The sequence below is a fragment of the Blastocatellia bacterium genome, from assembly GCA_035275065.1.
In the GTDB taxonomy this organism is placed as follows: Bacteria; Acidobacteriota; Blastocatellia; order UBA7656; family UBA7656; genus DATENM01.
On the sequence record DATENM010000035.1, the window covers coordinates 24,521 to 49,853 of the forward strand.

General features: G+C 59.4%; 10 protein-coding genes. 4 read left to right on the forward strand and 6 right to left on the reverse strand.

The window, feature by feature from the left end; genetic code table 11:
* The first annotated feature begins 1 nt into the window (after position 1).
* The gene (locus VJ464_06935; GenBank protein ID HKQ04848.1) at positions 2–1,024 is read left to right on the forward strand and encodes a MoxR family ATPase; all 1,023 of its coding nucleotides are present in this window, start codon (positions 2–4) and stop codon (positions 1,022–1,024) included.
* On the forward strand, positions 1,003–4,845 hold the full coding sequence (locus VJ464_06940) for a hypothetical protein (GenBank protein HKQ04849.1): 3,843 nt from the start codon (positions 1,003–1,005) through the stop codon (positions 4,843–4,845). Before VJ464_06935 ends, VJ464_06940 begins: the two co-directional genes overlap by 22 nt.
* A gap of 3 nt (positions 4,846–4,848) precedes the next feature.
* Here the strand turns inward: VJ464_06940 and VJ464_06945 are convergent, their stop codons facing one another.
* From VJ464_06945 to VJ464_06970, 6 genes are all read right to left on the reverse strand, one after another.
* Positions 4,849–5,325 carry a toll/interleukin-1 receptor domain-containing protein gene (locus VJ464_06945; protein HKQ04850.1) on the reverse strand — a complete coding sequence of 159 codons (477 nt, stop codon included), beginning with the start codon at positions 5,323–5,325 and terminating at the stop codon, positions 4,849–4,851.
* A 63-nt stretch (positions 5,326–5,388) separates the two neighbouring features.
* Positions 5,389–7,149: a hypothetical protein gene (locus VJ464_06950; protein HKQ04851.1), complete on the reverse strand. Its 1,761-nt coding sequence runs from the start codon at positions 7,147–7,149 to the stop codon at positions 5,389–5,391.
* A 31-nt stretch (positions 7,150–7,180) separates the two neighbouring features.
* A complete protein-coding gene (locus VJ464_06955) occupies positions 7,181–11,461 on the reverse strand; it encodes a hypothetical protein (GenBank protein HKQ04852.1) in 4,281 nt (1,426 codons plus the stop codon).
* Positions 11,462–11,537: 76 nt separating this feature from the next.
* Positions 11,538–14,354 carry a hypothetical protein gene (locus VJ464_06960; GenBank protein ID HKQ04853.1) on the reverse strand — a complete coding sequence of 939 codons (2,817 nt, stop codon included), beginning with the start codon at positions 14,352–14,354 and terminating at the stop codon, positions 11,538–11,540.
* Positions 14,351–17,725, reverse strand: coding sequence for a DUF6603 domain-containing protein (locus VJ464_06965; GenBank protein ID HKQ04854.1), 3,375 nt, complete (start codon positions 17,723–17,725; stop codon positions 14,351–14,353). Before VJ464_06965 ends, VJ464_06960 begins: the two co-directional genes overlap by 4 nt.
* Before the next feature lie 115 nt (positions 17,726–17,840).
* Positions 17,841–20,546 carry a hypothetical protein gene (locus VJ464_06970; GenBank protein ID HKQ04855.1) on the reverse strand — a complete coding sequence of 902 codons (2,706 nt, stop codon included), beginning with the start codon at positions 20,544–20,546 and terminating at the stop codon, positions 17,841–17,843.
* Between the two features lie 1,788 nt (positions 20,547–22,334).
* Here VJ464_06970 and VJ464_06975 point away from each other — a divergent pair.
* Together VJ464_06975 and VJ464_06980 are read left to right on the forward strand one after the other, a co-directional pair.
* Positions 22,335–24,659 carry a hypothetical protein gene (locus VJ464_06975; GenBank protein HKQ04856.1) on the forward strand — a complete coding sequence of 775 codons (2,325 nt, stop codon included), beginning with the start codon at positions 22,335–22,337 and terminating at the stop codon, positions 24,657–24,659.
* Between the two features lie 51 nt (positions 24,660–24,710).
* Entirely contained in the window at positions 24,711–25,049 is a 339-nt protein-coding gene (locus VJ464_06980; GenBank protein ID HKQ04857.1) for a tetratricopeptide repeat protein, read from the forward strand.
* Positions 25,050–25,333 lie beyond the last annotated feature (284 nt).

Genomic DNA, 25,333 nt, shown 5'->3' on the forward strand with positions numbered 1-25,333 from the left:
TATGACATTCCCTTATTACACCGGCGAGCCACGAAACACGGATGGCAAGAACTACCTGGATAATTTGCCTGGATCGCCGCGAGCCGGGATGGAGGAGCCGACCGGCTACACGCCCGACCCCGGGCTACTGGCCGCCGTCAACGCGGCATTGGTCCTCGGCCAGCCGCTGCTTCTGACCGGCGAGCCGGGCACGGGCAAAACACAGCTCGCCAATAGCGTCGCCGGCACGATGGGCAGTAAGCAGGACGGCAACCACCGCCCCCTGATCTTCGTTACCAAATCTACGAGCACGGCCCGCGACCTGTTCTATACCTATGACTCGCTGGCCCGCTTCCACGCCGCGCAGTCGCAGATCGGCAGCAAGAACAGTAAAGACTATCTGACCTACAACGCGCTCGGCGTCGCCATCCTGCGAGCCTGCGGCATCGCCGACCTCTCAGCCTGGTTGCCCGAAGGGTTCGTGCTCGGCCACAGGGGCCGCTCGGTTGTGTTGATCGACGAGATCGACAAAGCGCCGCGCGATTTTCCCAATGACATCCTCAACGAGATCGAGGCGATGTATTTCAAAGTCACGGAGCTGGGCAACGTCGAGTTCAAGGCCCAGGCCGGCATGCAGCCCATCGTCATCATCACCAGCAATTCGGAAAAGCAACTGCCCGACGCCTTCCTGCGCCGCTGTGTTTATTATCACATTCCGTTCCCTGACTCGAAGACGACTCGCCTGCAAGAGATTGTCGCGGCCCGCATCGCGGACTTCAAAGCCGGGCATTCGCCCTTACTGGCCGACGCCCTGGACTTCTTCTACCGGCTGCGTGAGGCCAGCGCCGGGCTGACCAAGAAGCCGGCAACCGCGGAGCTGCTGGCCTGGCTGCTCTTTTTGCGCGACCGCGGAGCGCAGGTCGATAAGCCCCTGCGCCAGTACGAGGAGTTGATGAGGGCGAGCCTCAACATCATGGTCAAAGGCCCGGATGACCAGGCCAAGTCGGCCCCGCTGTTGCAACAATGGCTGAGACAGAAAAGATAACGAGCGACCGGGTTCGCAGCTTCGAGACCCTGGCCGGTTTTCTAGATCAACTACGCCGCCGTGATTACAGCATCGGCATAGGTCAGTACATCGCCGTCCACCGTTTGCTTCTGCACCTGTTCGACAGCGGCGAATGGCCGGACGACCCCAAGGCTCTGGCCCCCTGGCTCGCGCCGATCCTGTGCAGCTCACCGGAAGATCAAGAAGGTTTCTACGAGGCATTTTCCGATTGGGTTGATTCCTGGCAAGGCCCCCGCGCCTCCAGGCTCACGCCGTCACGACCCGCCGAACCGACAGCGCCCCCCGCGCCCGTCGCGGCCCGCAATCGGCGCGCCCTGATCTTGAAGGTCGGTATCGGGGTGAGCGCGGTGCTGGCCCTTGCGGCTGTGTTGTTGCTCGTCAGATGGAGCCCCTTTCCATTTTCTCCGAAAGCGCAGCTTATCCCCGGCGGCGCGGCTGTGACCGGCCGTTTCAATCACCTCGAACGGCTCTCAACCTCCGTCGGCACATGGGCGCGCGGGAATTCTCGGAAGCCTTCCGGCTCTGCTCCTAGCCCGGTGCTGGCTCCCATTCCTCGCGCTAGCCCGGGCCCTTCGACGATCAGCCTGAGGCCCGAAGGTCTACTGATCCTGAAGCGACCGGACACGCCGCTATCGACGCTTACAAGCAACCGCCTCTACCGCCGAATCGCCGCCACCGCCTTGCCCTGTTTATTCATCGCCGGCGTCATGCTCTGGGGGGCGATACGCCGCCTGCAACTCAAACGGAACTACACCAGGCGCACGCCGCCGCTGGAACAGCTACGCGTCAAAGGCCTGGCCGAGCGCTTCTTCAACCGAACGGCTTTGCGTGCGGCGGCCCAGCAACTACGCAGGCACCGGCTGACCTCTGTGCGCGAGTTGGCCGTTGAGGCGACCATCTTTGAGACAACCCGCAGAGCCGGCTGGTTCACACCAATCTACACGCCGCGGCGGGCGCTGCCCGAATACCTCGTACTCACAGACCGCGCCAGCCAGTCCGACCACCAGGCGCTGCTCGATGATGAGCTGATCAAGCAGTTGAGCGACTATGATGTTATCCTGACTCGGTACTACTTCAACGGCGACCCGCGCATCTGCCGGCAGGCCCCCGGCTCGCCGGCTTTGAGATTAGAGACGCTGGAGGCTCTGCACCCGAACCACGGGCTATTGATCTTTAGCGACGGAGCGCACTTGATCCACCCGCTGACGCAGCGGCCGCAGTCCTGGCTCGACCTGTTCGCGGCCTGGCCTGAGCGTGCGCTGTTTATGCACCTGCCGCCTGACGAGTGGGACAGCAGAGAGAGCGCCCTCGAAGAGCTGGGCTTTACGATCTTGCCGGCGACCGAGGAGGGCATCGTCAGCTTTGTCAGAGTTCTACAGACGGGCAGAGCGCCGCGGGTTAAAGGCAGCGGCTCGCCCTTGCTGTATCCTGAAACGCTCCGGTCAGACCCCGACCGCTGGGTGGAAGACGAGATGCCGCCCACACAAGAGGCTGAGATGCTGCGCGTCGAGTTGCAGTATTATCTCGGCCTCGAAGGCTATTACTGGCTGGCGGCCTGCGCGCTGTACCCGCGCGTGCAATGGGGAATCACGCTCTTTCTAGGGCAGCAGCTCACCGACCATGAGGGATTCAATCAGCGGCTTCTGGCGCTGGCGCGGCTGCCGTGGTTCCGTCACGGGACGATGCCCGAATGGCTGCGCACAGGGCTCGTGATGTCGCTGCCCGCCGAACAGGAGCGGAAGATTCGCAAGGCCCTCGACCGGTTGCTGCTGAGCGCGCTCGAAAACCCGCAAGGGTTTGACCTGGAGCTTGCCAGTGCCTTGACCGAAGAAACGAGCGCGCCGCCGCGCGGCGTGGTCGGGCGGATGCTTGGCCGCATTAAAGATCGAATACGAGAGATAAGGAATCAACACTCGCGGCGGGCGTTCCTGAACGCCGCGCCTACAGACAGCCCGCTGCGCGACTACGTCTTCCTCAGCTTCTTATCCGGCCAGAAGCCTGAGCGGCTAGCGATAAATTTCCCGAAGCGGCTGCGGCGGCTCTTGTTCCCCGGCGGTCATTCTATACGTGGCGTGCGACCCCTGATCTTACTGCTGATGGCTGGCCTGCTTTCAATAGTCGGCTGGTCTGCCTTCCCGACCGCAACGCCGCCACAGACCCCGCCACCCGATTTCACAGTGCAGCCCACAGCCGGCACGCGTGGGGAGAGTCTTACAATCGAGGTCACGAACACAAGGGCGGGTGATGATTGCGCCACCTACAATCTGAATGAGGCAGCACTGACCGGAGCCGCTGGGAGCGGCATCACTGTCGTCGCTGTGGACGCTGAAGATTGTCGAATGGCCGCACAGGTCAACATCGCAAGCGATGCGCCGACGGGGACAACTGAACTGACAATCAAGAAGGGCGACACGAACATCGGCTCGTTCCCGTTTCGGGTCGCCGAGCAACCATTCCCACAGCTTTCATATATGCCCAACCAGGGCACGCAAGGTGGCACCGTCACACTGACTATCTCCGGCGACGACAAAACAGCCTGCGCAGCGAACAGCCTGAAGACGGCATCCATCTCAGTGCCGCCTGGGAGCGGCATAACGATTAGCGATGCCAAGACAGATGATTGCGGCATAGCGGCCTCGTTGCGCATTGATCCGAATGCGCCCGTTGGGATGGTGAACCTGACATTGAGCAGAGGCGGCTTAACCGCTCAAGTTCCCTTCACCATCACTAAACTTTTCACCGCCCGGCAAATCCCCCCACGTGTCCCGACAGCGCCGGTCTTTACCTCGACCATCCCTCCGCAATTGAAGCCGGGAGACAGAATCCCCATCACTATTTCGGTTAAGGGATGCAATTATGATTTGAGCAAGGCGACGCTCACCGTTGAGCGAGCCCAGCTCACGCGCGCCATTTTCGATGTCGCGGTTGGTGTCACCGCGCTCAGCCCGTGCCGACTCTCTGCTAACGTGACGGTCGACCCGAAGCTCCCACCCATAGGCGGCGTTCTTTTCCAGCTCAAAGATACGAAGGCCGGTCCGGGCCAGACCGGGGGGATAATTGCTACCTTCGCTTCAACAGTGACAGGGTCAAATACTGCGAGAGGCAGACTGCTGGTCCGCTTTCAAAACGTTGGGGCGCAACAAGGCGACGTGATAGTTGACCTCAGACCCTCACCCCAGCCCCCGGGCGGACCACAGCCCATGCCGGGCACGCTCACGAAGGTGAGCATTGCCAAGCAGAATCAGCTGGCCATAGATGACCTGCCATATGGCAACTATCGCTTGACGGTCGCACCCCTGACGGTCACACCCCGCTCTGGGCCGCCTCTCCAAGTGGCGATCAAAATCGATAGAGAATCTGTCACTCAGATCATCGACGCGGCGGCTTTATTACCGACTTCAGATGGCGGTTATCCCATCAGGCTGGAAGTGACCGGCGGCGCGCGCGCCGCAGCCAACCCGTTTCAGGACGAAAAGAATTACGGAAGCATGCCTGCTTTCAGTCGGCTTGTGACTTATCAACCTGAACCCACGATGAGCCAGCAGTCAAGTAGTCAGGTGGCTCGTTATCAGGTCACCGTTAAGGCATTCGACGTAAAAACAGATAAGGAGCTGCAAGGCATCTCGATTTACTACTTTCCTGAATCTTACGGATCAGCAAATGCCGCGAGGATGACGTCGCCTACTCCTGCGACAGTCGCATTGCCGTCTGGTGTCTATGTTTTCTTTGCCGCCGAAGGCAAAGGCGTCGAGCCGGGTAAGCAGCTCTCGGCGTACACGAAGTTTCTTGTGGGGAAATGACCGTCAGTGAGCTTCGCCGCGCATGTGCTTGACGACCGCGAGAATGCCTTCAGCAACGCTCAGGAATGCTTCGTCAGGGCTTGGCCATGCGGTCACCGGCTTACCGTCCCTCGGTAACACTTGCAGCCGGGCGAACGGCGCATCCTTCCACAGACATGGCCGCAGGATGATCGGGATTACGCGGGCCTCGCGCCGGTCGTGGCGCTCCAAGGCGACCTTCATCTCAAGCTCATAACAGTAATCCGATGCCAGAAAGCTGCCGCTTATCAGCAGCAGGATGATCTGCGCGGTTTGCAGGTGGGTATCAATCTGCGTTTTCCACTCGGTGCCGGCGTCAATGTCGCGGTCGTGCCAACCGGCGACCAGGCCCCGCCGCCGCAAGACGGCGAGGTGATCTTCCAGCCGTTTTCTCAACCGCTCATCGCGGTGAGCGTAAGAGTAAAAGATTTCTATCGGTTGGTTAAGCGTCTCGTCGGCCATCAGCAATCCCGCCTTTAGGCTGCGCCTACTGTCGATAAACAATTAAGTTCTTCCATAAATTGGCTAATCAGCGGCGGCTTTCGTATTGGGCAGCGCCAGGTCGTAGCGCAAGCCGCTGGAGCCTTCGCCCGCACCCGGACCTTTGCGTCGAGCGATCCAAATATGTGTCGAGCCGTCTATCCAGCGGCTGCGGCAAAGTACTCGCGACACGAGAACACCCGCGCGCGGCACTTCCTCCTCTTCGACCTGATAAACCGGCAGGCCGGAGGGTTGCAGAATTCTACCGAACGGTTTGACCGGTTCCTCATCTCTCAACATGGCCGCGCGCTCAAGGCGTATCTCACCTTCAGCCGGATTGATGGATACCGGCACAAACGGAATCCAGTTTTCAGGGACGGTCGTTTCGATGCGATAGATCAGAGGGATTTCAGGTTGCCCTTCTCCGGCAGGTGTTTGAGGAGGCGGGGATTCGTGTGCCGGCGCTCTGCCCGCGATGTCGCGCTCGTGACCGCTCCAAGTTCCGCCGGCCGCATTCTCCGTCGTCCGCTCGACGGCCCAGACCATCTCGGCCATCTCGTCACGCAAAAACCGGACTTCCTCGATGGCCGGGCCGAACTGCGCGACCGTCGTGGGGCTTGGCGGGATAATGAAGACCGGAGCGAGCTTGTTGAGGTCGTCCGGCGCGGTGATCGAAAACATCGTCCAGCGCTCGCGCGGCGCGCTCACCGGCAAGGCGTCGGCGCGATCAATGCGCGTCACCATACCGAAAACGTCACGCACCACCATCTCCTTGATCCAGCAGACGCTCCCCATCGGCTGGGTGAGCGGCACGACGAACCAGTCGTTACCGTGAATCAGCATGAAATCCATCATCGCCATCTTGGCGAGGTCGCGCTTCTGCGGGCTGATCGCGCCGAAGTCGGTCACGTTCGTCTCGAAATCCCACCAGCGCATATTCGGCATACCGCGGAACTGAACGTAAGCCGGCAGCATCGAGACAGACTCTTCTTTGACCTCGCGCAACGCCGAGCCGGTTCTTGCGCGCAGGTCGAACGCAAACCAGTCGAAATCACCATCCCTGCCGGGCGAAGCGGAGAAGACCATTCCGTCAAGGGATTTCTTATCGCCGGATGGCCCGGTTGCGGCCGCCTCGATGGCGTACTCGATTCGCGCGGGCTTCCACGCGGGGGCGTCATCCGTTTCGGCGATCTTACCATAGACCTCTGCGACCCATGCCTGAAGACTCCTGATCGCCCGCGTGACGTTGTCTTTCAACTCGTCCGGGACTGAGGGACTGGCCGGCAGCGACGAGCCTGCCGCCTGCGCCGCCGCATACAGCTTGAAGCCGTCGAGCGCGCGGCCCTGGCAGAAACGGAGGAAACGTAACGACTCGTGGTCGCGGGAGTCTATATGGAAGTCGCGGCTCGATTCCGTCGGCAGCGGGTATGCCCGGCGGAACGCTTCGATCATCGCGCCGGCGCTTTCGAGCCCCAGCATCATCTCGAAGGTCTGCCCCAGCTCGACGCGCAGCGAGAGATTCGGCGAGAAAGCCTCCGCTTCGACAAGGCGTTCAATCGGCATGGCTTCGCCGAGTTCTCGCAGCGGCTCGTCTGCATTGAAGCGGATGTGGCTGATGGGAACGTTTTCTGTGACGACCTGAACGAACTTGGGCGACCCGGCGTCTTCGCCTTGAAATTCACCCACCTGCCACTGTCGCGCCAGCATCCACAGCGGGTCGCGAATCTGAGCGGCAAGGCTGCGCCCAATCTCGTCCGAACGCGGACGCGGCTCCAGGCGATTCCAGTAAGTAATGATGGATGGCATTGGTCACCCTTCCGAGAAAGTCGAAGTCAAATCAACCGATCACCGGATCGGAAATCAGCTTACCGGCAAAAGTCGTAGCTACTGTCGGAGCCAGCTCAGGATCAACCGAGCTATCAGCCAACAGAATTGGCGGCCTCAACGCCGCCAGCGTGTCTAATAACTCCCCGTCAACAGCCCTCGCTCTGACGAGGTCGAAGGTTTCGTTGATGATATCAATCAGCGTATCGGCATCCCAGAACCGGGTCGGGTTATCCCATACGGGCGGGGCCGCCAGCAGAACGGTCTGTGGCGCTTCGGCTCCGGGGTTGTCGTAGTGAAAGGCGGCGGCGGTGGCTTGCTCGCGCAGGGGAATAACCTCAGTCCATTCGTCAATCAACAAGCCGGCCCATCTGTCTCCCGCATCAGGCTTCGCGGGGCGGTAGAGCACGAGCGAGATTTTTCCGGCAAACGAAGACTCAGGAAGAGAAGCCCCAATCCAGCGCGCGCCGATGTCCTTTTCGCGAAAAGGCAATTGCGCGAGGTCAGGATTCTTGTAAGGTACGCCAAGCGCTTCGGCGTACAAACGGAACTTCCGCCAGCGCGCCAACGGGGCACGCACGGGCGCAGTTTGCTGGAACCATTCTTCTACGGCCAACGCCTTCGGCTTCGGATCGGTGTGCGGGCTGTTCGCCATTGCGTTAGCCAGCTCGTCGGGCGAGGGGGCGCTGATTTGTGGGAGCCAGACGAAGTCTTCGCCAAAGACCGCTTGCAGCATGTCTGTCGCAAGCCGCACGGCATTCGCATCGTCCGCTTTGATCGCGTCAGGCCCTGCCTTCTTGAGGCGGCGATCTATCTCCGCCAGCGCGCTGGTTGCTGACGCGGCGAGCGCTTCACGCGACAACGTGACGGGCGACGGAAACGCTCCTTGTACGCCGAACAAGGAAGCCGCCGTCAGCGGCTCGCGGAGGCTCACGCGCGGGGCTGTCAGCGCGCCGTTCAACTGAGCCCTGAGATGGCGCAAGCTATCGGCTGCGGCGTTGGCCCGCCTGGCCGCATCGGCACCATTCGTCGCGCCACCCGTGCCCTTTTCGGGCGCGGTGAGGTCCTCAGGCTTCAAGGGTCGAGCGCCGGCAATGACTGAGTTGATGGCACCGGCAAGCTCAAGCACTTCGGGGAAAGTCCGCAGAGTAGTTCGCGACCAGTCCGGGGCTGCTTCGTAAATGATCTGCACGTCTGACGGCGCGCTGCCTGCCAACGCCGCTGCCGCGACGCGGCGGTCAAGCTCGGAGTCTTCAGCGCTGGCCGCCGAGGTTCTGGCCAATGCGAGCACGTCCAGCGGACGCAGATTCAGATCAGCCAATGTCACCAGGACCTCGCGGCGGTATTGCGGATCAGTGGGAGTCGGATCGAGAACACTGACGCGACAACGAACCTGTTCAGGATCGCCGATCACCGAACCGACCCAGGCATCCAGGCAGGGTTCAGCGCCCGCCCGCGGCGTGAGCGTTTGACGCCACTTGCTTGATAAGGAGACCGGAGTTGCTCCGATGATTAGCAGAACGCGATGAGTGAGCGAAAGACCGCTCCGGGGCGTGCGCACGATTTCCGGGTCGGGTGGGCGAAGCCCCTGCGCCATCGCATCGAGCGTCGCCGCGCCGGCGGACGTGTTTCCACGCACCATCTGATAGACGGATTCAGCCGTCAGCAAATCAGCCACTGCGTCAACGGCGTCGTCGAGCCGTTGCAGTTCAGCTTGAAACGGCTTGTCGTCTTTAGCCGGCAACCCATCCCGCTCATATGGGAGGGTGTTGGCCCGCCACGCCTTGCGCAATAGCAAGCCGTCCACCACATTGCGCGCGGCGATGGCTTCGACCGGCTCGCCGGAAACCGACGCTTTGTCAGCCACCAGCGGATAGAGCTTGCGCAGCGGCGCGATGTAGATTTCCTTCTTTATCTCGTGCAATCGGCGCTCGAACAGATAACCCAGCACAGCGCCGAGCGGCTGGCCATTGCGCACGCTGTCGAGCAGCCAGCGCGCGGTGCGCACGCGCGACGACGACAGGTCAATCGCATACTCTGTACGTGACGCCCCGCCGCGCGTCAGGTAGGCGTTGCGCAGGATCGCTGCCGCCGCCGCATGGTTCATTGACGGTGAATGAATGTAGCCCCCGGAGAGGCCGCCCGCAGGAGCTGGTCGCAGCTTCTCGACCCAGCCGAATGCCGCGAGGTGACAACCGTCCGGCGTGATGCGCCGCATCTCTGCGATGCGTTTCTTGGCCAGTGATGTCACCCACGCATCAACGCGGTGCGAACACACGTCGAGCGTTTCTGAAAACAGCCGTTCCAGCTCGGCTGTCGGTAGTTCTTCGAGCGCTTCGAGGTGAGCATGGTAATTGCGGACCGCGTCTTTCAACTGAGGCGCGGCGCTGTCGGAAAGCAGATATTCTCCGAGCGACAGGTTATTGGTTAGCGCGGCATAGTTCGTTCCGAGATACTTCCAAATGTCATTCCAGGCAGGCATGTCGAACAGGTTCGAGAATTCGCGCTCGTACCGCTCGTAATCGGCGGCCTTCCGGTTGGCGATCAGAAAGTCGTAGGCCAGGCGCACGTATTCGAGCAGCGTCGCGTGGCGCAGCAGCAGATAAAGCAAGGCGTCGGGCGGCTGCTCCGCGCCAAAGTTCTGTTTTCTTAAATCCTCAATCGTCGCCTGGCGAATCCAGGTGATGTAGTTCGGATCGAGGCGGTCGGTCTCCGACAGCGGTTTGCTGGTGACCAGCGGGCCGCCGAAGCGATCAGCAACCGCCAGATAACTGAACCAGTTCGCCCGCGCTCGCATCCATTTCGCGTCCGTCCGCGGGTCTTTGCCGAGTCGTTCATAAATCTTGGCGGCCTCGGCCAACTGCCGATACAGATTCGGCCAGCCGCCGGGGATGAACTCATAGAGCTTCAAGATGAAGCTAGGGCCGAGCGCGCTGCGCACACGAACTTCTTGCGTGCTTGCCTCCATTCCCAGGATGGCGAGCAAGTCCGCATCAGGGTCGCCCGTCTGTCCGACGCGCGGCGCGCGTTCTGCTCCGTTGAGCCAGACCGGCAGCAAATGGTTGAGCGCCTGGGGAAGCTCGCGCTCAAACTGGCTGAAGGCGTACTGCGACGAGACGTAGCGGCGCAGCGAAGTGACCGGCAGCAGACCGTAGGGCACGGCTCCCACACGCAAGGCCGGGTAAGGGCCGCGCGCTTTGACGTGTTCGATGAAATACCCCCGCGCACTTTCAATCTCGAACTCCTGGTTGTCGAAGGCAGGAGCCATCAACTGGCGAATGAAGTTGCCGAACGTGACCGGCCATAACGCACCCGACATGGCGCTGGCGGCGCGGTACTCATCGCGGTCGGCACCGGCGACATGCTCGACGATCTTCGGTCTCAGGCCCAGCGCTCGGACAAACCGCTCGCCGTCGTGATTGCTCACGGTGAGGCCGCGTTGTTCGACCGCGAAGCTGACGTTTGCGTCTGGGTCCGGCGGCGGAAAGCCCGACGCTACGGCTTGCGTGTTATTGGTCGGCGTCCCCTGCCGGAGGAATTCGATTCCGCGCGAGTAATGATGCGCCTCGAATAATTGCTCCACGAGGCTCTGCGCGGCTTCGGGGGCGACACCGGCGGCCCCGATCACGATCAACCGTTCAAAGCCTTCGGCGAGGTCGCGATCATCAAGCGGCATGTTCATCGCCATTCCTGCCTCCAGCGCCGCGCCGTAATCAACGGTCCAGAGAATCTCCTTGGCGATCATTAGATCATCTGAGATCGTCGTGCGCGGCTTGTCCGCGGGCGATAGCGTGAGCGCAAGCGGACGGACAACCGGATTGCCCTCGGCGCTCACCGGCGGGCGGCCGCCCGGACGATAGGCGATGGCGATCCAGCGACTCGGTAGCACCTGCGCTTGTGCGCCTCGCGTCCAGCTCTGCGGCCTGGTGGGTAAGCGCGGAATCTCAGGCTCGCCGTCCGGGCGTTTCGCCAGGTTGGCGGGCTGCGTTTCGAGGACGACCCACGCGGCGCGCTGTGCGCCGAATCGCTTGACGAGCATGCGCCACGCCGCCTGTTCGTCTTCAACTTTGCTGGACTTCCACAAGGCTTTCCAATACGCCGCGCCGGCTTGTGCCTCGGCTTCGGTCAGCAGGGGCTCGTGTGTGTCTGCGCAAATGTCGTCGGGATAGATTCGTATGCGCAATATTTTCGAGATCACGTCGAAGCGCGTCTCCACGCGCGCCGGCAAGAGTACGACGGGGTGTTGGGTGCTCCAGCTTCTCACCAGATCAGCAAAGCTTCTGGGGTCTGCCATCTCTCCTACATCAATGCCACTTATATCTGCCATTTCTCCTCACGCTTGGTCGGCTGAGTGGCCGCGGGGCTCGCGCCTACGGAAGCATTTCAGAAGCATGAATCGCCACGCGATAAGGCCGCCGCAGAGTGACGAATGCAATGTCGGAAGCCCTTGGGTCAGGCCATCTCGCGTCTTCGTGGTTTGTGATCGGCGGCAGCGCAGACCCGAAGCTGAGATAAGTCAGCTTCTCCAGGTCCGCATCACTTTTGGCGAAGTGTCTCCACGATAACTCGTCAGGGGTTTTGGCATCGCCGCTGACCGGCGTTTCGGGAGCGACCAGCCCGAATCGCGGTTCGGTCGGCTGCTCCTGAATCACAAAGAACCAGCCCGGATCGGCGTCGGACCCTTTGGCCTGCGCCGCCGTCAAATCGCCGAAGCCGACGAAGGTAACATCCGGCTTCATCTTGCCGAAAAAGATCGGGTGCTTTTCGTCTTCGGGCTTATCGCCGAGCCGGCGCGGTGTACCCGCTACCGCTTTGACGGCGTAGACAATGGCGTTCGGGTAGCGTTGCAGCACGTCGCCGCGAATCAGCAGCACCAGCGTCTGGCCCGGAGGTCGCCGGCCATTTTCGCCGAGCTTCGCCGTCTTCGACCACTCGTTAATCGGCTTGATGTCTTCAAACTCCTTCGCCGTCGCCGGCGTCGCGCAACCGCGCACATCCCAGAACTGGCGAAAGTACGAGCCTCGCTGATCGGTCGGGTATTCATTGAACAACAGCGCCCGCGCCATCTCGTAATTGAGGCCGACCAGGTAAGCCTCAATGCTTAGCTGGTTCGGGGCCAGCAAGGCCAGCGTGTTCGATTCGACCTTGTCCAGTCCGGGAAACAGCCACTCTTGCGACAGGTCGCGAAGCGGCTCGTACATCGGTTGCGGAAAGTCAGGATAAGCCATCACCGGCTCGATGGGGTCTTGAGGATTCCAACCCGGCGGCGGCCGCAAACGCTTGCGCAGCGGTTTGGTGATCGTCTCTTCCGGGTCGAGTGCTTTCAAGATCGCGTCCTTAATCTTCTCAAGATCAACCTTCTTCTTGGTTGTCGTCGTGGGCGGCGTGTTGACCTTTATTACGGTCCCATCAATTGGAATATCTGGCCGAGGGTGACCCGGCGGAACCTGCCGGAAGGGAGGCTCGAACACTGCCCACTGCCAATAGTCACGGTCGGTAAAATCCGGCTCGTAGGGAAGCGTGTCCGTAGTCGGCCTCGATAGGATGGCATCGTGATCCAATCTCCCATCGCCCCGCGTGACCTTGGTCGGCACGGGCAAGCTCGGTGATTGCGGCGGCGGCGGTGCGGCTTGCAGTCGCCCTTCGTTCAAACGCTCAAGCAGATCAGCGCCAGGCGGACGCGTGTCGCGACCCTGGCGAGCGCCGAGCGGACCCATGCGACGTGCCACTCGCCGCCAGCCTGGGTCGAGGACGCCCTTCGGAATCGGACTGGCTTCAAGGTGAGAGGCGACCGTCGCCTCCTGGTACGCGATCATCGAGTGGACCGGCGACGTGACCGTCAATAACGAATCGGTATTCGCTTGATCGAGGTTGCGTTCCTTGACACTCTTGGCCGCCTCGCGCGCCAGTTGCGCCAGCCGCAGCTCTTCATTGATGGCGCGAATCCGTTCGACCTGCTGCCACGCGCTTGCCAGCAACGATTCGCGCTGGTCCTGCACGACCAGCGCCCCAAGCCCTGCGTTGACGCGCAGGCGCGGATCAATGTTAAGCTGCTCAAACCATATCGGCCGGGCAGTTGATGTGCCGTCAAGCGTTTCGCGCGCCGCATGCCAGCGCCCGTAGAGCGGCGGCGTGATCGTCTTTTCGCCATCCCTTTGGAGACGATCATGTGAAAGATTCAGCAGCGCCTTTAGTCTTGCAATCCAGTCATTCCGGTCGCTCTCCCGCCACTCGCTAGTCGTTGCATCAGGCGGCCGGAGCGCGCCTTCCAGGGCCATGACCTTCACCTCGGCCGAAGCAACTGGCGAAGGCAATCCAGCGCCCGGCTCGTCAACCAGCATATCGCGTTTGCCGACCGTCGGCGGCAGCCTTCTCGGCGTCAGCTTTCGCACCAGTGACTCGAAATCTCCCTCGCCCCCAGTCTGAAATCGCCAGTGATAGTAGATTGGCAGCGCGATGTCTGCTGGCCGCACCCCAGTACCGCTGCTCCACGCCGTCTGCATCGCGTCGAGATGCTCATCCTGCGGTTGATTCAAACCCGCCAGCCGTCCGCGCTCGAATACCGGCACGAGAAAACCGGTGTACGGCGTTTTTGGATCGAGCCGTCGCGGACAGATGATGCGAGAGATCGCCTGGCGCGGGGAAAGATTCACGACTCGTTGAACGTCACCAGCGGACTTGCTTGGCGCGCCGATGACTTGAGCGTGCGCCCATGCCCATGCCTCGTCGAGGTTCGGCAGCGGGGCTTTGGGCTTAACTTTGACCACCGGCAGGCGGCGGTTTTGACCGGCGGCGTCTTCGATCTCGAACTCATCATCCTTGAGCGCAATCAGACACAGCCAGGGCCGCAAACGGTCTTTTGCCGAATCGGCGGTCGCGGCGGTGTAGCGCCACGGCAAGTCGGGCTGGTCGAATTCGATCAAGGGGAAGCAATTGCTCTCGGCTTCAAAGACGTTCGCCGCCGGCCATGTGCGCAGCACCGCGCGCGCGTCGAAGCCGATGACATCGCCTGGGCCATACAGAGCGAGGCTGACGGACCTGGTCGTCAAAGCGCCCTGGAATGCGACGCTGATGTCGAATGCGGCGCGCGCCTGAGCGGTCGTAGCCGTGCCATCAGCGCGGATGATCTGGGTGGCCGCGCCGCGCCGCAGCCAGGGCAGGAAGAGGTATTTCCCGATGTCGGTCATGCGGCCTCCTTGCTTTCGGCCAGGGGGATGACTTGCAGCATCTCGCGCTCGGACGGCTTACGGCTCAGATAATCGGCCAGCGCCAGCTGGGCCAGCCCTTTTGAAACGGGATGCGTGATGTCGGCCCGCATCTTCAGGTCAGCCTTCTGGGCTACGACGAACTGCTCTTCGGCGAGTGCCACGAGCTTGGGGTCGGCTGGCGAAGGCGCGTACTTACTGAGGCCAGCCATCGCTAGCTCCGACCCTTGTGCGCCGCGCCGCGCCATCTGTAGCAGCGTTGCGCCGCTGACAGGATGTGTGCCCGCGTCAACGCTCGTCTTATTTTTGGTGTCGATCAGCTTCGTTGTGTATTCGACTCTCGTTTCCATTCCGCCGCCGACCGTCAGCGCATCGCTGGCGAGCGTGAATCCGGACGGCAGATCAACGAACGACGGGCTGGATATCTTCTCGGCATCCGTCATCTCGCGGAATTGTCCCGGGGCGAAGTGGTCGCTAACCAGGTTCAGCTCAGGGTCGGGCAGGCGGAGAGACGACGAGCCGAGCTTGACCTCCTCAAGCTGGAAGAGGTCATGAACTTTCGGCGCCGCCTCGCCAAATTTCGTAAGGCGCTGATTGAACGGAACGACCTTTTGCCGCAGCGTGATTCCGCCCATCGGATCAACCAGAACCGGTGCCTGGTTTCCTTCCGGCGCAGCCAGTGTGACCGCCGCGACTGATGCCGGCGGCAGTGACGCGCTCCAGTTGCGTTGATCTTCGACGGCAGCTTCAAGCAACGGCCACGGGTCTGCGCCTGGCACGCTCTCGTGTTTCTCGTCGCCGAACGTGAAATCGATATGCGCGGAGACTTCGAAGAACAGGATGCTGACCTTGGCTTCACCAATGATGTGATACGGCGTCGGCCCCGACAGCGTCGCCGTGACGTAAATGCCCAGCAGCTTGAAGCCCCAGATGCTGAGTTCGAGCGATGCCTGGAAATCGATGATGAACGAGAACGGCTCGAAGATGAACAGGGCATCGAAGCCCATGAAGCCTTTGATTTCCAGCGGCCCCAGCGCCGCATACAACGATAGCGCCGCGCCGAACTGGAACGAGTTGGAGGTGACGGCGAAGTAGGCTTCCAGGGCCAGGCGCGGGTTGTCTTCATATCCGAGCGAGATGCACAGCCGCCGCAGCGTCGGGAAGGCCGGCGGCGGCTGGAAGTGGGGATTGAAGCCGCCGACGCTCAACGCGAAGCTGGGGTTGTCGCCCCAAGACAGCCGCAACGCCATATCGCCCGAAATATTGAAGAGCGCCACCCGCGAATCGTAGAGACTGGCGTCGAGCGAAAACAGCTTCTCACCGAAATCGATGATGCCGAGCACGTCCAGGTGCAGCTCGACAATCGGGGCGTGGCGTTCCGGCATCAGCACGTCGAGCTGTCCGAGGATGATGATTCGCACCGGCGAAGGCACTTCCAGGATCACGCCCAATGACGCTTCGAGAAATGTTGCCCAGCCGATCTTGAGCATCGGCCCGAAGACGTAGCGGTTCTCGGCTGGCGGAAAGACTCGACGAAGATCGCTGATGAGCTGCGTGGCGCGTTTGACCGGCTCCGGCGGAAAGAGAATGCTGTCGAGGGCCTTCTGCCGCAACCCGTCGCGCAGCACCTGTGTGACGATTGTCCGATTGATGCCTGCCAGCCCGCCGACGCCGTTGAGCGTGAAGCCGAAGCCGAGTTGAATTGGCGTGAATTCGACGGCGATGATGATCAGGAACGAAAACCCGGATTGGCCGCCGGGCAATTTGGTGTCGAGCAGCCCGATGGCCGTGATGCCGATGCTGTAGAGCTTGAGTTGCAGCACCCCGGCGTAGCGTTGATTCTCGAAGTCGAAAGAGATGAAGCCGCCGCCGGTGACCGGCCCGGCATTGATGACGATGCCGAGCCCGTTGGGCGGCTTGAACCCGACTGACAGATCGACCGGGCCAAGGTTACCTTCCTTGAAAGCCAGATTTGCCGACAGGCCCATTCGCTCGACCGTCGCGGCGACGGGACCGATATGAACATTGATCGTGGTCGCGACCGCTGGCCGCAAACCCTCTTTGCTGATCGCCAGGGCGATTGAAACGGTTTCGATCTCGATGATGTCAAAGAGCGTCCGGTGAACCGGCAAGGTCACCTCAAAGCCCGCGCCGCCGTCAAAGTACACGCCATGCGACTTTGACCAGCCGAACGCCAGGTTAAAATCTATCTTGAAACCATCTTTCGGTAGGACCTTTTGCAGGAACCCGTCACCGTCTCCGGGAGCGATGACCAGCGCCGACTGGCCGATTTTGATCAGAAAGCCGATATCGGCATCTGCGCCTTCAAGGCTCATATCGACACCGAGCGACAAGGAAGAGATTTGCAGCCGAGTCCCGGTATCGCTTCCTACTTGCCACGCCGGCGCGCCTTCGACTTGACCAGATTTTTCGGCGCCGATGTGCCCTTTAATCGACGTGACAGAGCCCGCTTCAAGTAACTCGAACCCGCCTGGGCCTATGGCGAAAGCCGGGAAGGTGGTGCCGCCAAGGGCAATGTCTAATTGCCAACCGCCGCCGACGGGAAAAGCCGCTTCAAATGAGCCGAACGGCGCGACGACCAGTGCCGGGTTAGAACCCGCGAGCCGATCCGGGGATGCCAATGCCAGCGTCGCGCCAAAACTCACTTCGGTGAATGAGCCGTCATTCACAACCAGGAATGCGCCTGGCCTGGTGTATACACAGAGCATGTGCGGAATGACCTTATTGCCAAAAGCACCCCAATCAAGACCGTCTCGCAATGGCCCAGAAATTCCGTAACTGGCCGCCAGGCCCTTCACGGAACCCAGCAAGGCGGCCACCGCCGGAAACAGCTTGTCCGCGGCGGCATCGGCGGCATCGCCATCGCCCAATCCCCGCGGCAGGTACTCAAGCTTTAAAGTGCCGACCGGATCGGACAGCAAATCAGCCAGACGGCCCAGCTCGAATCTTGGCTGCCGGTCAGGCACCCTGATGACTTCCCCATTATGGACGGTCCATTCCAGTTCTTCCCGAACCCGTACGAGGGTGAGCAGAACACAGACCCTAAAGGCAATGGGGTGGTACCCCCACAGGTAGTCCGTAATGAGCTGCTCGACCAGTTCCTGGCCGAAACGTTTAAACTCGACCGGCACGGAGGCGGAGTGAGTTAATCCTTCAATCAGGTTTATTAAGCCTCGGAATGCTGTTCCAAGCGTGCCCAGGCTCTGAGCGAGATCGCTGAGGCTCTTAGGCGGATTTTCAGCCAGGCTCTTGATTGCCTGGTAAAGGTCTCCGCAGCCCTGAGCGATCTGTGCGATGGTCGAGCTATCTATTGCCGCTTCCGACCATCCCATTCGGCGCAGCCGGGATCTGAAAGCCGCCGTGCTTTGAGACATTGCCTCAAGCGGTTGCAAAATGAGCAATAGCTCTCGCAGCGCCCTTTCCTGGAAGCTTTCATCCATAACTGACCTACTCTTTATTGCTGGCTGAAATAGGACCGAAGTGACCTTTTATATCGAACTTCCCGGGCGTCGGGTCGAAAGGCACGCCGTAAAAGATTTGTTCCTTCAGGGTTTTGTCATCAGCATCATTCAGATACCACCAGACCCCTTGTACGATGACGTGCCGCTCTTGGCCGCCTTCCTGCCCGCTGTGAAAATAGATGTCGCTCATATTGTTTTTTCCAACAATGTGCGTGCCCTGCTTGAGCTCCGGAGAGGCATACCGGAGCACCCTCCTGTACTCTTGCGTCGCCTGGCTCATCGCTGATTTGCCGGCGTTGGGAATAGAGGTTGGAGTGGTGGTCACCCGAGTCGCGCCGGTAAAGTAATCCAGGCGATACCTCCAGTCGCTGGGTTCCGGGGAAGCAAGCGTGAGCTCATATGAGTTACTCAGCCCGAAGAGGCGGCTGTAGATTTCAGGATAACGGGCCGCGAGAACTTCCAGGCAGACTGCCAGGGGCTCGATTTGAGGAGCGTTCCAGAGAGGGTCTATGGACTCCGGCTTTACACCCTCGACGGCGAGTGTGCCCAAGGACGCCGGCACTCCCTTCCGCTCCTTCCAACCGAAGAAGAACTTGCGCAAGGGGCGATTGTCGGCACTCCCCACGACTTGTACGTATCCGTTTTCATGAAGCCAGCGCGTCTTGAGGTCCTCATTCTTGAATGCGCTGCCGGTCAACAGCACGAACACCGCTGAATGCGGAGTCGCGGCGCCGTACATCGGTTTTTCGGAATAGTAGCGCATTCGACACGTATAGGAGTGGTGAATATCTCCGGAGAGAATCACAATTCGTCTTTCGGTCGGCGACTTGGTGTTCAGGTCCTCAGCCGCGAGGAAGGCAAAGTATTGCTCACGCGCCTCTGGAAAGGTTGACCACCCTTCAATGTCGATTGCGCTAATGTCGGCGTAGCCGGTGACCGACGTGGGGTCGAATCTCGAATTCTCGCGGAGACTCTCGAGGGCCGGCACATCAAACGGGGCCAGGCCGTTAACAATGAACAGGACCTCCTTTTTGGTGGTCGCTCCATCCGGAGCGAACTGCTTCGTCAGCCCCCTGTCGCTGATCGGAACGCACGGCAGATAACCATGTGTCTTGTCAGAAGTGTCCGCCCTATTACCGGGATACGCACGCCAGGTCCTGGTGTCGTTTACAATGAATTGATAGTCGCCGAAGTTCAGCCTGTAGTACCAGACTAAGGACTCCACCGCCGAATCACGAGAAAGAATTACCCCGCCATTTTTAACATGGGGCTGCATCGCAACGGACATATCCGGGAGATCGCTCACCTTGGCGACGGTTCCATCCCATGTTTTCCCGTTCAACTTTCCATCCCAGATGTCTGGCTCAAACAGGTGAGCCTGAGGCGGAAGCGCAAGACACTTGTCAATCTCATTCACATCTGCCGCCTGCCCTTGGGTGAGCAGATCGAGCAGTTTCTTTCCTGGCTGGCCGGCTTCGAATTGCTCAGGCGTATTCCCCCATGCCTGGAAGACGGCGTAAGCCTTCAGAGCATTGCGAACGGCCTGACGGCCCACGGGGCTCCCCAGGACGCGTGCGCACCAGTTGGCGGTGATAAATGAGTCATCCGCAACTTCATGGTCATCCATGCTCATGTAGGTCGGGATGTTGGCAAACGCGCGCCGGACAAAAGGTAAAATTTTGAGAGTCGAAAAGCATGGCAGAACGTGGGTTGACATATAGCTGCTGCGAGCAAGGGGGTGCTCCGCGCGGCTATCCTTGTATACCTCTTTAAAGTTGGGGAAGTCCTGATTGCTCACCGGCCAGAGGACATCCGACCAGGCCATCAGATAAATCAAGGCATATTCACGAAAGTACAGGAGATGGTTTTCCATAGACAGATCTGCGGAGGTGAAGTGACACTCGTCCTTGGCGATACTCAAGCGCACGCCTGGGCGAGTCCTCCTCTCGATTTCCTTCTCTCTCTGCACAGGATCATTCGGAAGCTTGGCCAGCGGGAGATTCTCGGCGTATTTATCCGAGTCGCCGAAAATGGCTTTGCTGGCATCGATAATTATCCGCAGGATGGCTGCCGCCACATCGTCACAATAGACTTGATCGCCGGTGAGCATTAGCAGGTGCGGACGAACGAATGCGGAGGTCCCAAGAGACGGGGGCTTATCTGCTTCGGCGCTCTCTTCGATGGCCCTGTCCACCGCCAGTGTCGCATCGGCGCCCTCGCCTCTGATTTTGGTGCATGAGCCGTTTAAGAAACGCAGCTTCCGCCAATCGTTCGGGGGGACCAGGAAGGACGGCAGATCGAAATTCTTATAACAGAGTGGCTTCGGTGACGTGTGACCGATGTTTCCGTCTTTATTGAAGACTTTTGGTTTCTTTAATGAAGTAGCGTCGCCGAAAGACACACTGCCAAAGTTCAGATCATAGATGTAGAGTCTTTCGGGTGACAAAGCTCCTTGCTTGCGGGCCGTCACCGCCGCAACGTGAAGATGGTCACCAATCTGCGACGATGAAGAAGTTGCTCCTGATAGGGCTATCGAACCCGTAGCCCGGTCCGTAACCGTCAGCCCTATGTTAGTGCAGCTTTCCCGGAGCGCAACCCAGACGGTGACTGAATCTTGCGTCACTTTTCTCAACATCGGTCCGGCCAAAATCAATGGCGTTTCGTCTGTAAGCGTGAATGGTTGATAGGGCATATGCCGCGATTCCTTTCAAGCAGTGCGCGTCATTCAGCTCGCATGCTCCTTTGCGGTTCAGTGCCGGCACAGCACTGTCCATTTCAAAGTCAATCTCAGCGACGTGACGGTCTACGAACCAGTGAAGTCTTCCAGTTCGTCACTGTCCCAAATGATGCGAAGATCTATGGTTCTTTCGATTACACGGCCAGGAGACTAAACTCGCATGAAAAGCTGAGGAGCGAGTCCGTACCGACTGACATCACCATAGTCAATTGGAAGTGATTACGCTAGGAGTTGTCCGTTAGACTATGGGCAGCGAGCTACCTGAAAACTTGCCTATCATCGAGCAGGTCACCTGGTCCGAGGAACTTGGAGCCCAAACCTGAAGGATTCGCTAAATATTCTGCGCTAACGCCGAATAAAAATCTAAGATTAAGATCATAAAATATGGCCGGTAATATACTGCAAGTTAGCAAGCGGGTCAACAGGTTTCGGCGACTCACCGCCCCCGTCTTCGCTCCTCGCTTTCTAACCAATGCGAAAGAAACCCGAAGGAGGCGGGTATGTTCAGTTTGCTCATTTTGGGAAATACTTTTTTGTTCATGATCCCTAGCGGGCCAAGGGGAAATGGCCCGCTAGGGAAAGACTTTATTGTTTAGGGAAAAACTATTTTGTTCAAAGACACCTGTATAGAGCAAAAATAATAATGTAAAAGATAAACACGCCAACTGATTGGAATAGGTGCCTCAATAATACTGAAACCCAGGAGTAATGTCGTAAAATACAATCGGCACAAGATCATATATCATTGTCTTCCTCTGGACAAAAGAAAATAGAGCTATAAAAAAGTCCAGGGCGGAGAGAACGGATCCTATTTGAGACTCCAATCCCAATTTTGCTCAGGGTATTAATTCTGGCAGTCGCAATTTACGGAAAGCTGCAACGGGGAAGCAGTTGCTGACGCCACTTGTGGGAGCCGGTTGAGCCAGCTACTAAAGTGTATTGATATCTTGTATGAAACAGCTATCCTCATCTGGAGGAGCGGCGTGGATTCCTAGATATCTTGCTCTTTAGCCGCTTGATTCCTTCGCTTCTCGATCTACAAGGTAACTTCTCTGGGAGATCAATCTCATCATCTATCAAAGTCTCAACCAGCACATTTGCTCTTCTGGCATACTGCAAAAGTACCGGGAGCGGAGGCTCGCGAACCCCTCGTTCATAAGCTGAAATGTAATCTTGTGTAAGCTCTCCCCCAAATCCAAGAAGGCTGATCAGTTCATTTTGCGAGAGGCCGAGAGAGCTACGGATGTGTAAGAGTTTCTCGGCCAGGCGCACAGGCCGGGGTCGTGAAGCTCTTCCCATCAGGATATCCCTCCTGATGGGATCCCGCTGCTACTGACCAGCTTGCATTTAAGAGTACATGCTCTTAGAATGGTGCAGCTAAGGGTATTTACCCTTAGTTTGTTATCAACTTGTGTCTGCGCCGGAAGTCCCTGTTTCTTGGACTTCCAAGCGGCACGCATCACTGGTGATACCAAACCGCTTCAATCATGGTTTAGGTACACAAAATAGCAAAAATGGCCCCTACCGTCATCAGGGATTTGTGCGATCAACATATAAGGTCAGAATTATTGAAATACCCTGATCGAGGTTGCTGTTTGGCTTTGGAACTTCTAGTCACTCGAGTGGCTAGCCGTTTTTGAAAATGCGTTCGCCTCAATCACCTTCGCTGCGATAAGGGCTAAAATTATGTTTCTCCACGATCGATCATATCCATTCACACGCAGGCGTAAACACTTAATCCGTATGTCTATTAGCGCATTGGTACTCGTGATAAGCCCTATAGGGTTATCACAGGTTAAGATTCAGGACATAGAACCAACGCCGCCCGGCGCCGACGTGAAGATCCTCGGTCCATCGCTGAACAGTCATCTCGGCGGCTCAGGGAATTCTACAGACCTGAGCGATCTCAATCACTCGCAGGCGCTGGTCTTCGGTGATTTCAACGGCGATGGGATATCCGATCTAGCGATTGCCGCGCCCGATGCAATGCTCGTCGTTGGAGCCACCCAGCGAAACATGGCAGGTGCAGTGTACGTTATCCTCGGACGGCCTAACCTGCCTGCCGCCATTGATACGGCGGCGGGCCGTGACGGCGGCGTAGACGTCACAATCCTCGGTACCGCCGACGGCGACCGCTTCGGGTTCGCGCTCACTGCCGGTGATGTCAATGGTGATGGCGTAACCGATCTCATCGTTGGTGCGCCAGGTGCAGGCGCGCCTGGACGGCCCGCTTCAGGTGCCGTCTACGTATTCCTTGGAGGTCACTCCTTTGCCAGAAATGCCACGATTGACCTCTTTCAGGGCGAATCGGCGGATCTCACTATCTACGGTGCCGGCGAGCGCTTTGGTGCCGCCGTCGCGGCGGGCGAGGCCGGTGGGCCAGCAGGGACAACACCATTGGCTGACCTCCTGATCGGCGCGCCGGGCAGCGGCGACAGCCCTGGGGCCGCCTACCTGTTTTACGGCAGGACTGCCTTCGGCGGGCAAACGAGAACGCTGGAGTTGTCGCCAGGTGGCGCGGATTTCACCCTCCGTGGCGATGTCAGGCAGCATTTAGGTGCTTCCGTGGCGATCGGTGATTTCAACGGCGATCACGCCGGTGACATCTTCGCCGGGGCTCCGAGGGCGACTCGTCCTGACCGCAATGAACTTGGCGGCGTCTCCTTAGCCCCCGCCAGTTTCACCGGCGCTGTCTTCGGAGTGCTTGGGCCATTCCCGCAGGGTGGCACTCTTGATGTGACCAACACCACAGCCGTCATCTCGTTTTACGGCGGCGGCCCCGGCCATCAATTCGGCACCGCCCTTACAGCAGCCGACCTAACTGGCGACGGTGTTGCCGATCTGGTCGTCGGCGCACCCAATGTGGACGGCATATTCATCGAACCGGCGACCGGCATCCCTTACAGCCTGAATGGTTATGCCGGGGCGGCTTACGTCTTTGCAGGCAGAGCGGGTCTGAGCCAGCGGCGCTTCGATGCGGCCGCCAACGAATACTTCACCGTCTATATCGGCGGCGGGCACAACTGGGTAGGCTTTGCGGTCGGTGCGGGCAGTTACAACGTCCCCGGCAACGCCGACACGATCCCAGACCTGCTGATCGGGAGTCCCGGCGGGGTGCGCGACACGCTCTCGAACCTCGGCGGCAACGGTGTCGTCAACGTCGTCTTCGGTGGGCACACGCTGGGGAACACGAGACTCAGACCGCGCTCGCCGTTCAATCCGGCGCCAGAACCAGAAGAAGTCGCGGTAGGCAATCCACCGTTCCAGACGAACACTGACTTTGGCTTTGCGGTGGCTGCCGGCGATCTCAACGGCGACACCTCCGGTGACTTAGCAACGGCAATGCCTTTCGGGGATGCCTCCGGCAGACAGCGAGCAGGCGTCGTTGAAGTGCGCTTCGGCACCGTCAAGCCACCCGCGTCTGTCGGCGGTTCGCCGGTTACCGTTCGCGTGCTGTCACCCGGCGGTGGCGATCACTACCAAACAGGTCAGCAGATCATTGTCTCCTGGGATGCCACCAGCCGAGATCAGGTGCGGAGTTTCGACATCCTACTCTCTACCGACGCGGGAACCACGTTCTCCACCTCGGTAGCCGCAGGGTTGTCGCCGGACCAATCGTCCTTCGTTTGGACCGTGCCAGACCTGTGCGCCGCCAGTTCTCAACTTCAGGTGGTCGCCAACCTGCTCTCCAGCGGAAAAGTCACGGCGACAGCCACCGGCAACTTCACGATCGCGCAGCGCGTCCCCGATGTTGACCCTACCAGGTCTTCGATTACCACGGATTCGCTGGGACTCACGGCGGCCGGTGAGGCCTTTCCTGAAGGTGTGGTGGTGGAGGTTTCCAGGGACAATGCCGGCACTTCCTATGTCTCTTTCGCCCGGCCTCCAAAGCTAAAGGCCGGGGGCCGCAAACTGAAGACGCGGGGTACGCTGGACGGGATGGACCTCGATCAGATCTTTCCTGACGGGACCGTGAGGGTTATCCGGCTATCAGTTGCGCCTTGCGCCACAACTCTTCTCAGCGTTCGACGACAGGGAAGCTCCCTCATCCCTGTGACCGCAAACTGAGTAGGAAAAAAGCGTCAGCACCTCACAGAATCAGATCGCGGAGAACACTACGTGGATAACTTGATAGAAGAAGCCAAACGCCTCAAAGAGGAGGGCCGTCTCGATGAAGCGGTCACGACACTCAAGCGGGCGATTGAGATCAACATAGATGACGCAAACGCCTACTTTCAGCTAGGGCTGGTCTATTTCGACAAGCAGGATTATGCCGAGGCGAAGAAGGTGTTGACGGTGGCGGCAGGGCTGAATCCCAGCAACGCGCTCATCTATTACACAGCCGGGCGGGTCTGCCACGCGATGGGCGACAAAGAAGGCGTGCAGATCATGCACATGGCCTTGATTATTGCCGATCCTGCAATGTCTCGAAAGCTTGCTGACGAAACGACGGAATGAATTCGACTGTTGAGTATCGACAGGCAGCAATCGATTCTCACCAGCGGACCATGCTCAGTTCACCACAGCGACTTGGATATCTGTTTCCTCCAGCACGACCAAGCAGCCGGCGATTAACGGCGCATCTACCTGGAAGGCAGGCTTGGCATACAGGCGGATTTAGGCTGCTAGCAGCGGACGCTTGTGTAGGCGTCGCCTCAAATAGGCAGAGCGACTAGTAAGAGGGCTAAACCAAGTATGAAATATTGCTCTCATTAATATTCTCGAAGAATCGCGCCCCTCGC